Below are 12,576 nucleotides of genomic sequence, written 5' to 3'. Positions count from 1 at the left end.
ACTTCCTGCGCTTACGCTGCGATTTTCAACGACAGTGACAAGTTCGATGTTACTGGTTGCGGGTGTCGGCACGCAGTCCGGTTTCCGCGGGGCGCGCGCCTCAGCGGCCGAAATGCCCCAGCTGCTCGCCGCCGAGCACGTGCGCGTGCACGTGGAAGACGGTCTGCCCGGCGTCACCGTCGGTGTTGAACACCACCCGGTACCCGGACTCGGCGATCCCCTCGATCTCCGCGACCTTACGGGCCGTAAGCGCCACATCGGCGAGGAGTTGCGGGTCACCCGCGGCCAGCTCGGCCACGTTCCTGTACCGCTTCTTCGGCACCACGAGCACATGCACCCGAGCCTGCGGCGCTATGTCCCGAAACGCATACGTCGTCTCGTCCTCGTACACCTTCTCGGACGGGATCTCCCCCGCGATGATCCGCTCGAACAACGTCTCCGCGTCACTCATCCCCCCACCCTATCGCCCGCGAGAGCCCCACGCGGACGGGGCGAAGGGAGCTTTCGTCGCGTCGCATGCGAGGAACGTCCCCTTCGCGTCCACGCATCTCGGTCGGGGTGGTCGAGGTGGTCGTTCAGGCTGGGGCTGAACGCAAGCCCGGTCCGTGAAGGCCTCCTTGCCTACCCTGAGGGTAGTGAAGGAGGCCTTCACGGATCTCGTGATCACCACTTTCACCCCGGAAGCACCAGCAGCCACAACGGCTGCGCGTGAAGGCCCCCTTCCCTCGGGTCAGCCGAGGGAAGGGGGCCTTCACACCTTCCCCAGTACTTGAAGCCGACCGTTCGGTCGGGGTGGTCGCGAGACCGCACTCACGCGAGTTCCGCCCCTGATCACGCGAGTCACGCCGATACCGAGGACCACCGCCGACCTCACCGTGGGGCCGAGGCTCGGCCCCACGGTCACCACGCGGAACCGCGCCGCGGCGCGAATTTCGGGATGCAGCAAGGAGCGAAGGTCGGAAATGAAGATGCCGCGGCGCGGTGGGCCCTGGGGGTCGGCCCACCGCCGCCGCGGCTCCGCCGGACCGAGGGGGGAGGTGCCCGGCGGGGATTCACGCGCGCGACCGGGTTTCATCCCCAGTGGCGCGCCGAAACCGTGTGTTGCGCGTCAGTTAACGAGAGTAACGGCTGTTTGCGTGATCGCGCCATAACTCGCCGCAAATTGGTGGGGTGTTTTTTCACTTCCAGCGTTCTGTGAGAACCCCTAGCGCCCCGAGGGCCACGGCGGCGGCGGTGGAGGTGCGCAAAACGGTGGGGCCCAACCGAATGGCGGTCGCGCCGGCGTCGCCGAGGGTGCTCAGTTCTTCGTCGGTGATGCCGCCTTCGGGGCCGACGACGAGGAGGATGTCGCCCTGTGCCGGGAGTTCGATCTCGGTGAGGCGGGTGGTGATGCCGGACTCGAGGACGAGTGCGCGGGAAACGGTCAGGGCGAGTTCGGCGAGTTCCCGGGTGGTGACGGGTTCGCCGACTTCGGGGACGTGGGCGCGGCGGGCCTGTTTGGCGGCGGCGCGGGCGGTGGTGCGCCAGCGGGTAAGGGCCTTGTCGCCGCGGGTTCCTTCTTCCCAGCGGGCGACGCTGCGCGCGGCGCGCCAGGGGACGATGGCGTCGGCGCCGGCTTCGGTGGCGAGTTCGACGGCGAGTTCGCCGCGGTCGCCTTTCGCGAGCGCCTGGGCGACGATGACGCGCAGTGCGGGCGGTTCCTCGGTCCAGTGTTCTTCGATCGCGAGGGTGAGCGCAGCGTCGCGGCCCGCCTGGACGGCTTCGACGACGCAGCGCGCCATGCCGCCTTCGCCGTCCGAAAGCACGAGACGTTCGCCGACGCGCAGACGGCGGACGGTGGCGGCGTGCCGGGCTTCCTCACCGTCGAGCGTGGTGCGCCCGGAGCCGGGCAGCGCGGCGGTGAGGAAGACCGGCAGTGTCGTCTCGGGCACGGGTTACCGGTGGTTCTTGGTGCGCAGCTTGGAGAACAGCCCGCCGGGCTTGGAGCCGTTCGAGGCGAGCGAAGGGACGTCTTCGCCGCGCTGCTGGGCGAGTTCGACGAGGAGGTCGCGCTGGGCGTCGTCGAGTTTGGTCGGGACGACGACGTCGATGTGGACGTGCAGGTCGCCGCGGCCGTCGACGCGGCCGGAGGACCGCAGCCGCGGCATGCCCTTGGCGGTGAGCACGAGTTCGGTGGCGGGCTGGGTGCCCGGTTCGATGTCGAGTTCGTAGTCGCCGTCGACGAGCGTCTCGATGGGCACCGTGGCGCCGAGGGCGGCGGTGGTCATCGGGATGCGGAAGTTGCAATGCAGGTCGTTGCCCTGCCGGACGAACACCTCGTGGGGGGCTTCGTCGATCTCGACGTACAGGTCGCCCGCGGGGCCGCCACCGGGGCCGACCTCGCCCTGGCCGGAGAGGCGGATGCGCATGCCGTCGCCGACGCCCGGCGGGATCTTGGCGGTGACGTTGCGGCGGGCACGCACGCGGCCGTCGCCGCCGCACTGGCGGCAGGGGTCGGGGATGACCTCGCCGAAGCCGCGGCAGACCGGGCAGGGACGGGCCGTGACCACCTGGCCGAGGAAGGACCGCTGCACGGACTGGACCTCGCCCGCGCCGCCGCAGGTGTCGCAGGTCTTGGTGCCGGTGCCTTCGGCCGCGCCGGCACCGCGGCACAGGTCGCAGACGATGGCGGTGTCGACGGTGATCTCGCGGTCGACGCCGGTGGCGCATTCCTCGAGGGTGAGGCCGAGGCGGATGAGCGCGTCGGAGCCGGGCTGCACGCGGCTGCGCGGGCCACGACCGCGGCCGCCGCCACCCCCGGCGGCGCCGAAGAAGGCGTCCATGATGTCGCCGAGGCCGCCGAAGCCCGAGAACGGGTCTCCGCCGCCACCGCGGGCGCCGCCGTCCATCGGGTCGCCGCCGAGGTCGACGACCTTGCGCTTCTGCGGGTCGGACAGCACCTCGTACGCGGTGGTCACCTCGCCGAAGCGGTGCTGGGCGTCTTCCGACGGGTTGACGTCGGGGTGCAGTTCACGGGCCAGTTTGCGGTACGCGCGCTTGATCTCCTGATCCGTCGCGTTCTTCGCAACCCCGAGAATGCCGTAATAGTCCCTCGCCACCGTCTTCGCCTTCTCCTTCTGACTTCGACCTCAACGCCGCGTTCAGCGGCCGGAGAGGATCTGCCCCACGTAGTTCGCCACCGCGCGCACCGCGGCGATGGTGTTCGGGTAGTCCATCCTGGTCGGCCCGACGACGCCCATGCCGCCCAGCAGCATGTCGTCCATCCCGTAGCCGATGGACACCACCGAGGTGCTGCGCATCTGCTCGTCCTCATTTTCCTCACCGATGCGCACGCTGATCGCACCGGGGTTGCGGGCGGCCGCCAGCAGCTTGAGCACGATGACCTGCTCCTCGAGCGCCTCCAGCACCTGCCGCAGCGATCCGGGGAAGTCCGAGACGTTGCGGGTCAGGTTGGCCGTGCCGCCGAGCACCAGCCGCTCTTCGGGGTGTTCGACCAGCGATTCCACCAGCACGGTACAGACGCGGGTGAGGCTGTCGCGCAGCTCGCCCGGCGACTTCTCGGGCAGTTCGGCGACCGCCGCCGCGGCGTCGGAGAGCCGGCGGCCCGCCAGCGCCCCGTTGAGCACCATGCGCAGCCTGGCGACGTTCTCCTCGGTGATGACGTCCCCGAGGTCGACGGTGCGCTGGTCGACGCGGCCGGAATCGGTGATCAGCACCAGCATCAGCCGCGCGGGGGTGAGCGGCACCACTTCGAGGTGGCGGACGGCGGAGTTGGTCATCATCGGGTACTGGATGACCGCGACCTGCCTGGTCAGCTGCGCGAGCAGCCGGACGGAGCGGCGCAGGACGTCGTCGACGTCGGTGCCGCTGTCGAGGAACGCGGTGATGGCCCGGCGTTCGGCCGCGCTGAGCGGTTTGACCTCGGCGATCCGGTCGACGAACAGGCGGTATCCCTTGTCGGTGGGGATCCGGCCCGCGCTGGTGTGGGGCTGTGTGATGTAGCCCTCTTCTTCCAGGGCCGCCATGTCGTTGCGCACCGTGGCGCTGGACACCCCGAGGTTGTGTCTGTCGACGATCGCCTTGGACCCGACCGGCTCCTGGTTGGAGACGTAATCGGCGACGATCGCGCGCAGCACTTCGAATCGGCGTTCTTCCGCGTTGGCCACCCGCACCTCCCTCGGCTCGTCCTCACAACGAGTTTACGGAAGGCGAAGTGCCCCGGGGGCCACCGGACTTCTTTCGGCCTCGCGAGTGGCCGGGACGGTGGGAACCGGCCACTCACGAGGCCCCTCTACCGTGGGCGTTCCTGCTCAGACGGCCGACGGCACGGTGGGCACCAGCAGCGCGACCGCGATGTCGTGGTGGACGTACAGGCCGCCGGTGGAACCTGTCTGCGTGACACTCGTCCAGGTGCCGTCGGTGCCCGGGTTCCCCGGGCAGGTCCCGCCGACCTCGGGCACCGCACCCGTCGTGGTGGTGGCGCCGAAACCCTTGAGCGTGAAGCCGGTGATCTGGCTCTTCACTCTGGCGTCATAGGCCACGCTGCTGGCGACGGACGTCGAAGTGCGGTGATCGACATTGTGGGTCTTCTGGCCACGCGTGCCCTCGCCGGTGATCCAGGTGCACACCGCCGTGTAGCTGTCGGACACCTCGTAGGTGAAGCTCACCCCGGCGGCGTTGGCCTGCAGCTTGGCGTTGTTCCAGCCGAAGGGTGTCTGGACCTCGCCCTTGCCGACGAAACCGGTGCCGTCGGCCGGGTCCAGCGTGTAGGCCTGGGCGACCCCGCCGAGCAGGAGCGCGGCGCTCGCCGCGACCCCGGTGACGACGGCGATCTTGTGGTTGATCTTCATGGTGGGACGACCTCCGGGAGCAGGGACTGATTCCTTACCCGGTGAGTCGCGAACGCGACGGTCGCGTTTGGAGACCAAGGCCCTGTTTGCCCGGGCCTTTCGGCCGGGTCGGCGCGGATACGTCAGCCACGTCCGCGAACGGATCGTCGCCGCGACTCCAGCGGCTTCCGGATCACTTTCACCGACCCCCACCAGGCGAAACCCGTGACGCGCAGAACCGGCGCGCCCGCCGCAGGCCGCCGCCGGCCCGTCCTGCGCCCGGTGCCGAATCCGCCCATCAGGCCGATTCCGCGGACGTCGACGGCGAAGTCCTCGGGGACCACGATCTTGACGCCGCCCATGACCGCCACCGCCCTGATCGTGCAGGGCCCGGCGGCGATCCGGGCATGCCGCAGATCGAGGCGCACGCTGCCCCAGAAGGCGCGGGTGACGTGGCGCGGCGGCAGCGGCCCGTCGAACCGCCGCGTGGTGGCGGACATGACGGCGAACGAACGCCGTCCGCCTTGCTCGCCGTCTCCGGGGTGAGGCAGGGCGAATGTGCCGCCGGAGGCCAGATCGGCGACCACGGGCTCGAATTCCGCGAAGGTCTTGGCCGCGTAGACGGCGTCCAGCCTCGTTTCCAGTTCACCGGCGGTGATCCGTCCCGCACCCATGGCTTCGTACAGCAGTTGCGCGACGCTTTCGCGATCGGAATCGGCCACCCGCATCGCCGATCGCTTCGGTTCCGACATGACGGCGATGCTAACCGGAATCGGCGAATCCCGGAAATTGCGCGTCGGCCGAACTGACCACCATGAGTGAAATCAGTTGCTCCACACTGACCGGAATGACAAAACCAACGCCATTGACAATTCCGGACACGACCGGCCGGTCCGCCGTGACAATTCGACGATCGGCCATTGACCGCCCGGGCCCGGAAGGGCTTCCATCTAGGTCACGTGCGGGAGTTTCTTCCACCGGCCCACTTTCCGACTCAGCGTGGAGCACAGTAATGACTTCTTCCTTTCGCCGTGTCCTGATCGCCATCATGACCGCGACCCTGGTCGCGGCGGCGCTCGGCGCTCCGGCCGCGAACGCGGACACGAATTCGGTGTACACCTCCTCTTCACCACTTCCCGCCGGCGAGAACGGTGACGTGGTCAAGTCGCAGCCCTCGACCTACAAAGGGGCGAAGGCGACCCGGATCCAATATCTGTCCCGGGACAACAAGGACAAGCAAGTCGCGGTGAGCGGCACCGTTCTGGTACCGGACACACCGTGGAACGGTCCCGGCGAGCGGCCGATCGTGGCCTACGCGCCCTTCACCTTCGGCATGGGACCTGACTGCGCCCCGTCGAAGACCCTCGCGGGCGAAGGGGCCTCGGACCTGGTCTCCGGGTTCCAAGGCGGTTTCGTCGACGCGTTGCTGGGTGCCGGGTTCGCCGTGGCGCAGACCGACTACATCGGACCGTGGGTCGAAGGCAGCGGCGATCACCCGTACGTCGTCCGGCTGTCCGAAGCGCACACCGTGCTCGATGTCGTCCGCGCCGCGCAGCGGCTGCCCGGAACCGGGCTGCCCGCCCATGGCCCGGTGGGCATCGCCGGTTATTCCGAGGGTGGCAGTGCCGCCGCGGCGGCCGCCGAACTGGCCGCCACCTACGCACCCGAACTGGACGTCAAAGGCGTCTACTCCGGCGCACCGCCCGCGGACAAGGCCGCGCTGTCGAAGTCGCTGGACGGCGGCATGTACTTCGGGTTCCTCGGCTATGCCCTGATCGGCATCAACCAGGCCTACCCCGAGGCCAAGCTGATGAACCTGGCCAACCCGACCGGGGCCGACCTGTTCTTGAAGGCCCGGCAGACCTGCACCATGAACGCGGTCCTCCAGTTCATGTACAAGCAGTCCGGATCGCTGACGAAGGACGGCAAGCCGGTTTCCGCCTACCTGTCCCAGCCGCCGTTCGACGCGATCGTGGCGGAAAACCGCATCGGCACCCTCAAGCCCGCCATGCCGGTCATGGTCCAGCAGAGCCCGATGGACGACGTGATCCCGGCCGCCGTCGGCAAGCAGATGGCGAAGGACTGGTGCGCCAAGGGCGCCAACGTCCAGTGGAAGGACCTGACGACCTTCACGCCGTTCCTGTCCCACGCGATGGGCATGCTGGCAGCGCCCAACGACGCCACCGCGTGGCTGAAGGGCGCGTTCGCCGGGCAAGCGGGCTCCGGCAACTGCGGCCGGTTCTGACGTCCCCCACCCCGACGGCCTCGCGATGGCCCCGGTCCGTGAAGGCCTCCTTGAGGGACCCAGAGTCCCTCAAGGAGGCCTTCACGGACTCGAGCGGGGCTGGAGCGTCAGCTGTTGCGCGGGAACCCGAGGTTCACGCCGCCCTGCGAGGGGTCCGGCCACCGCGAGGTGACGACCTTCGTCCGCGTGAAGAAATGGAACCCTTCCGGCCCGTAGGCGTGGCTGTCCCCGAACAGCGAGTCCTTCCACCCGCCGAACGAGTAGTAGCCGACCGGCACCGGGATCGGCACGTTCACGCCGACCATCCCGACCTCGACCTCGTTCTGGAACCGCCGCGCGGCCCGCCCGTCGTTGGTGAAGATCGCGGTGCCGTTGCCGTAGGGGTTGCCGTTGATCAGCTCCAGCGCCGCGTCGTACCCCTCGGCCCGCGCGACCGCCAGCACCGGCCCGAAGATCTCGTCGGTGTAGATCGACATCTCCGGTGTGACGTGGTCGAACAGCGTCGGGCCGAGCCAGAACCCGCCGTCCTCGCCGTCGACCTCGACGCCGCGGCCGTCGACGACGAGCCGGGCGCCCGCGTCGACCCCAGCCCCGACATAGGACTCGACGCGTTCGTGGTGGGCGGCGGTGACGAGCGGCCCCATCTCCGAGGTGGGCCGCATGCCGTCGCCGACGCGCAGCCGCGTGATCCGCTCGGCGATCTTCGCGACCAGTTCGTCGCCGACCGGGTCGACCGCGACCACGACCGACACCGCCATGCACCGCTCCCCCGCCGAGCCGAAGCCCGCCGAGACGGCCGCGTCGGCGGCGAGGTCGAGGTCCGCGTCCGGGAGCACGACCATGTGGTTCTTCGCGCCGCCGAGCGCCTGCACACGTTTGCCGTGCCTGGTCCCGGTTTCGTAGACGTACTTCGCGATCGGCGTCGAGCCGACGAACGAGATCGCCTTGACGTCGCGGTGTTCCAGCAGCCCGTCGACGGCCACCTTGTCGCCGTGCAGCACGTTGAGGACGCCGTCGGGCAGGCCTGCCTCGGCGAACAGTTCCGCGATGAACACGGCCGCGGACGGGTCCTTCTCACTCGGCTTGAGCACGACGGTGTTGCCGCAGGCGAGCGCGTTCGGCACGAACCACAGCGGGACCATCGCCGGGAAGTTGAACGGCGAGATCACGCCGACCACGCCCAGCGGTTGCGAGATCGAGTAGACGTCGACACCGGTGGAGGCGTTCTCGCTGAACCCGCCCTTGAGCAGCTGCGCGGCACCGCAGGCGTACTCGACGTTCTCGATCGCGCGCGCGACTTCGCCCGCCGCGTCGGATTCGACCTTGCCGTGTTCGCTCGTGACGATCTTCGCCAGCTCGTGACGCCGCGCGGAAAGCAGCTCGCGGAAGGCGAACAGCACCCGCGTCCGCCCGGCCAGCGAAGTCCCGCGCCAGCCCGGCAGCGCCCGGGACGCGGCCGCGACGGCTGCGTCGACGTCGTCCTGCGCCGCGAAGGCCACCTTCGCCCGCACCTGGCCGGTGGCCGGATCGAACACGTCCCCGGATCGTTCGCTCACGCCTTCGCACGGTTTGCCGTCTATCCAATGGGTGATGCGGTCGGTCACGGGTTCCGCCCTCCTGATCGCCGGATGCCTGCTCCCGGTCGAGTCTGGGCGCGCGCGCCACACCGACGCCATCGGCAACGTGTACGGACTCCCGGTCCCGGCCGTACAGTCTGTCTCCAGCGTTGCCGATCCGAGTGGGAGGCCGATGTACCCGACCGTCGCCGAGGTGCTCGCGCTGCCGGTGCTGCGCCAGGGCAGGCCTCATGTGGTGGCGGGGGCGGCGGGGCTGGACGCGCCGGTCCGCTGGGCGCACGTCGCCGAGGTCGCGGACATCGCCCCGTTGCTGCGCGGCGGGGAACTCGTGCTCACCACCGGGGTCGCGCTGCCCGACGACGGCACCGCGCTGGCCAGGTACGTCGCGGACCTGGCGGGCGTCGGCGTCGCCGGGATCGTGGTCGAACTGGTCCGCCATTGGAGCGAGAAGCTGCCGCCCGCGCTGGTCGACGCCGCGGACCGGCACGGTGTCCCGCTGATCACCCTTTCCCGCGAGACGCGGTTCGTGTCGGTCACCGAGGCGGTGAACGGGCTGATCGTCGACGCCCAGGTCGACGAGCTCCGCGCGGCGGAACGGGTCCACGAGACCTTCACCGCGCTGACCGTCGCCGGCGCCGAACCGGGCGACATCCTGCGCGAGGTCGCGAGGCTCACCGAACATCCGGTCGTGCTGGAGACGCTCTCGCACGAGGTCCTCGCCTACGACACGGCCGGGACCGACCCGGGCGAACTGCTGCCCGGCTGGCCGTCCCGGTCGCGGCCGGTGCAGGTCGGCGAGCGGACCGGTTACCACCCGGGAGCGGGCTGGCTGATCACCGTGGTCGGCGCGCGCGGGCACGACTGGGGGCGGCTGGTCGTCGTCTGCGGGGATCCGCCGCCGCACCGGCACGTGGTGGTCGCCGAACGGGCCGCGTCCGCGCTCGCGGTGCACCGGCTGGTCGCCAAGGACACCGACAGTCTCGAACGGCAGGCGCACCGCGCGATCCTGACCGAACTGCTGGCGAACCCGGTGCCGCCCGCCGAACTGACCGCGCGGGCCTCGGCGCTGGGTGTCCCGCTGACGGGACGGCTGCTGGTCGGGGTCGCCGTGCGGCCACGGATCACCGTGACCGCCAAGACCGCGCAGTCCACGCCGGTGCTGCTGCGGGAACTCGCCGAGGCGACCGTGCTCGCCGCGCGGCACGCCAAGGTGTCCGCGCTGGTGGCCACCGACGACACCCAGGTGCGCGCGCTGATCGCGCTGTCGCCGGAGGCGGGGGTCGACGCGGTGCTGAGGCGGCTGGCGAACGACGTCCACGAGGCCCGCGCCGGCGCACCCGCCGTGGTCGCGGTCGGGACCACAGGCGCCGGGCCCGCCGACGCGCGCCGGACGCTCGTCGAAGCCGCGCAGGTGGCCGCAGCGGCGCTCGCCGAGAACGTCGAACGGGTGGTCCACCGGCTCGACGACGTCCGCTTGCGTGGGCTGCTGCATCTGCTGGCAGGCGACGAACGGATCACCGCGTTCGCCGCGCGGGAGCTCGGCCCGCTGCTGAGCCGGGACGCCGCACAGGGCAGCAGACTCGTCCAGGCGTTGAGGCATTACTGCGAGCACGGCGGCAACAAGTCGGCGGCGGCCGCCGCCGCGCACACCTCCCGCACCGCCTACTACCAGCAACTGGCCAGGATCGAGCAGGTCCTCGGGGTGCGGCTCGAAGATCCGGAGTCGATGCTCTCGCTTTATGTCGCTTTGCTCGCGCACGACATTCGAAAAGCCGACGACCACACGTCCGAGTGAGCAAATCTCACCCGAGAGTGGAACACAGTGACCGGGTCACGTCAGCCGATAGGGTTGATATGGCTTTCTTCGAACCGATCGGCGCCTGCGTGCTCGCGCTGGCCTGTATGGCCCCGGCGCACCCCGCCGAATCCACGTTCCAGCTGACCAGCCACGACACCAGGGGCCGGGTCGGCACCGTCTCGCTCACCTGCGGTCCCACCGGGGGTTCCCACCCCGCGCGCGGGAACGCCTGCGCCAAACTGTCCGAAGTGGACGGGGAGTTCGACAGGCTCCGCCCGGAACCGCGGGCCTGCACCCTCGAGTACGCCCCGGTGGACGTCTCCGCGGTCGGCAAATGGCGCGGCGAACCGGTCACCTACCGCACCTCCTACGCGAACCGTTGCGTAGCCGACGCCGAGTCGGCGGGCGTCTTCACCTTCTGACCACCGGGTCTCCCCCTCGGTGACCCGGCGGCACCATTCACCGCGGCCTTGATCGCCCTCACCCCCACGAGGGCGATCAAGGCCGTGGTGTCACGACTCAAGGACGGGCCGGGTACCGGCACCCGGCCCCGCCCTCCGCGGCGACAGGGGTCTGACGCGCGAGGGACCGGCTCAGGTTCCAATCGCGCCAATCATCTTCCGAAATTTCCCGCACGACCGGCCTGAGCACGCAGGACCGCAGTGGCTCGGGAAGCCGGTCCGCCGACGGCACGACATCGGCGGAAAACCCGGACAGATAACGGGTATCGAGCGGCTTCCCGTGCGCCAGCCGGTCGATGTTGCGGTCGGCGATGAACCGTTCCGGATCGAGGACGGCCAGTCCGAGCAGCGCCGCGACGGCGGCTCCGATGGCCGCGCGGGGCAGCCAGGCCGACCGCAGCGGGATCAGGGATACGAGCACCAGCACGAAGGTCAGGCCGATCCAGAGTTCGCAGACCTCGACCAGCAACCGCAGCACGGTGAACCCGTACGCCTGCTGGTATGTCCACATGCGACTCAACGCCGAGGCGACCAGTACCAGGCTGAGCACGCTCAACGCGCCGAGCAGCCCGCGTTGCCAGGCGCGGTCGGCCATCGTGGACTTCGGCGCCCAGCGCAACGCGGCGGCGACGAGCAGCAGGGTCAGCACGGTGATCGCGGACAGCTGCCAGAACCCGCTCCTGGCGTATTCGGCCGCGGTCAGCCCGCTCGTGGCCAGGACGTATTCGGTGCCGCCGAACAACACGACCAGGCGGACCACGACGAAGCTCGTGAACAGCGCCACCAGCACACCGAGCGGCAACGTCCATTCGAGCCGGTGCTTGAGCCGTTTGCGTGGCGCGTCGTCGGCAGCGGGCAGCGGAGGCGCCGCCAGCAGGTAGCACGCGCCGGTCACGGCGAACGCGGCCACGACGAAGAAGAATCCCCAGCGCACGAACGTTCCCGGGTTCAGTTCGGGGATCACCGCGTCGACGACGTTCGCGAACGCGGCGTCCGCGCCACGCAGGAGCGGCACGAACACCAGCAGCAGCAACACGCTGGTCAGCACCGGTACCACGAACCTCGGCCTGGCACGGCCTTCCTGATTCTTGCCGAGCTTCGCGAGCCCGCGCCCGATCCACGGGATCGAGAGCAGCGCTTCGATCGGGACCGCGAAGACGTCGTAGATGATCGTGTTCACCGTGCGCTTCCCGACCACGGCGAGGGATCCGGCCACGAGGGCGGCCGGCACGCACAACACGTTCAGCCACACCGACGCACGGAACATGCCGACGGCGAGCAATCCGAGCGCGGCCGCCGCCCAGACGGCGTTGGCCAGGCGGAAATGCGGTTCGGCGTCGCCGCGGGCACGTTTGTCGGCGAAGTAGACGGCCACCGCGAAGGCGAGCCCGGCCACGAACCAGCCGGCTCCGGGCTCGTCCGGCATGGCGACGGCGGCGATCAGCCCGGCCGCGACCGCCGCGGGCAGGACGGAGCCGGGCAACGGGACGATCGCCGATTTGGGCGGCACGCGGGGCCGCATCAGCACCGGCACCGGGGCCGGCGGCGCGGGCGGCAACGTGGCGGTCTCCGTCGGGGGCGACGCGTGCGCCTGCCGGTCTTCTTGGTTTTCGCTCATCTCGAACCTCCAGTTTGCGAAAGCACATCTCGCAGATCGTGTGGGGCC

11 protein-coding genes are annotated in these 12,576 nt (G+C 70.0%); 3 read left to right on the top strand and 8 right to left on the bottom strand.

All coding sequences use genetic code 11. The annotated features are described in order from the left end of the window. Window positions 1-100 precede the first annotated feature (100 nt). The 6 genes from ACZ3HL_RS02485 to ACZ3HL_RS02460 all read right to left on the bottom strand — a co-directional run bounded on the left by ACZ3HL_RS02485 (window position 101) and on the right by ACZ3HL_RS02460 (window position 5,581). Entirely contained in the window at window positions 101-451 is a 351-nt protein-coding gene (locus ACZ3HL_RS02485; protein ID WP_465416260.1) for a histidine triad nucleotide-binding protein, read from the bottom strand. Window positions 452-1,178: 727 nt separating this feature from the next. After that, a complete protein-coding gene (locus ACZ3HL_RS02480; RefSeq protein ID WP_465528306.1) occupies window positions 1,179-1,931 on the bottom strand; it encodes a 16S rRNA (uracil(1498)-N(3))-methyltransferase in 753 nt (250 codons plus the stop codon). A gap of 3 nt (window positions 1,932-1,934) precedes the next feature. Next, entirely contained in the window at window positions 1,935-3,098 is a 1,164-nt protein-coding gene (gene dnaJ, locus ACZ3HL_RS02475; RefSeq protein WP_465416264.1) for a molecular chaperone DnaJ, read from the bottom strand. A 42-nt stretch (window positions 3,099-3,140) separates the two neighbouring features. Next, window positions 3,141-4,166, bottom strand: a complete 1,026-nt coding sequence (hrcA, locus tag ACZ3HL_RS02470; protein ID WP_465416265.1) for a heat-inducible transcriptional repressor HrcA — start codon at window positions 4,164-4,166, stop codon at window positions 3,141-3,143. Between the two features lie 144 nt (window positions 4,167-4,310). Then, the gene (locus ACZ3HL_RS02465; protein ID WP_465528305.1) at window positions 4,311-4,850 is read right to left on the bottom strand and encodes a hypothetical protein; all 540 of its coding nucleotides are present in this window, start codon (window positions 4,848-4,850) and stop codon (window positions 4,311-4,313) included. Between the two features lie 122 nt (window positions 4,851-4,972). Beyond that, the gene (locus ACZ3HL_RS02460) at window positions 4,973-5,581 is read right to left on the bottom strand and encodes a DUF1707 SHOCT-like domain-containing protein (RefSeq protein ID WP_465416269.1); all 609 of its coding nucleotides are present in this window, start codon (window positions 5,579-5,581) and stop codon (window positions 4,973-4,975) included. Between the two features lie 260 nt (window positions 5,582-5,841). Here ACZ3HL_RS02460 and ACZ3HL_RS02455 point away from each other — a divergent pair, with 260 nt between their 5' ends. Then, on the top strand, window positions 5,842-7,074 hold the full coding sequence (locus ACZ3HL_RS02455; protein WP_465416271.1) for a lipase family protein: 1,233 nt from the start codon (window positions 5,842-5,844) through the stop codon (window positions 7,072-7,074). A gap of 107 nt (window positions 7,075-7,181) precedes the next feature. Here the strand turns inward: ACZ3HL_RS02455 and ACZ3HL_RS02450 are convergent, their stop codons facing one another. Then, window positions 7,182-8,678, bottom strand: coding sequence for a CoA-acylating methylmalonate-semialdehyde dehydrogenase (locus tag ACZ3HL_RS02450; protein WP_465416273.1), 1,497 nt, complete (start codon window positions 8,676-8,678; stop codon window positions 7,182-7,184). A 145-nt stretch (window positions 8,679-8,823) separates the two neighbouring features. Here ACZ3HL_RS02450 and ACZ3HL_RS02445 point away from each other — a divergent pair, with 145 nt between their 5' ends. Together ACZ3HL_RS02445 and ACZ3HL_RS02440 are read left to right on the top strand one after the other, a co-directional pair. Beyond that, window positions 8,824-10,446, top strand: coding sequence for a PucR family transcriptional regulator (locus tag ACZ3HL_RS02445; RefSeq protein WP_465416275.1), 1,623 nt, complete (start codon window positions 8,824-8,826; stop codon window positions 10,444-10,446). A gap of 59 nt (window positions 10,447-10,505) precedes the next feature. Further along, on the top strand, window positions 10,506-10,871 hold the full coding sequence (locus ACZ3HL_RS02440) for an SSI family serine proteinase inhibitor (RefSeq protein WP_465416277.1): 366 nt from the start codon (window positions 10,506-10,508) through the stop codon (window positions 10,869-10,871). Window positions 10,872-10,968: 97 nt separating this feature from the next. Here the strand turns inward: ACZ3HL_RS02440 and ACZ3HL_RS02435 are convergent, their stop codons facing one another. Beyond that, window positions 10,969-12,528, bottom strand: a complete 1,560-nt coding sequence (locus ACZ3HL_RS02435; protein WP_465528303.1) for a DUF4153 domain-containing protein — start codon at window positions 12,526-12,528, stop codon at window positions 10,969-10,971. Between the last annotated feature and the right edge of the window lie 48 nt (window positions 12,529-12,576).

The organism is Amycolatopsis sp. NPDC000009, from assembly GCF_055563465.1.
The sequence above is the reverse complement of the archived record's forward strand: the minus strand, read 5'-3'. Positions and strand labels throughout refer to the sequence as shown.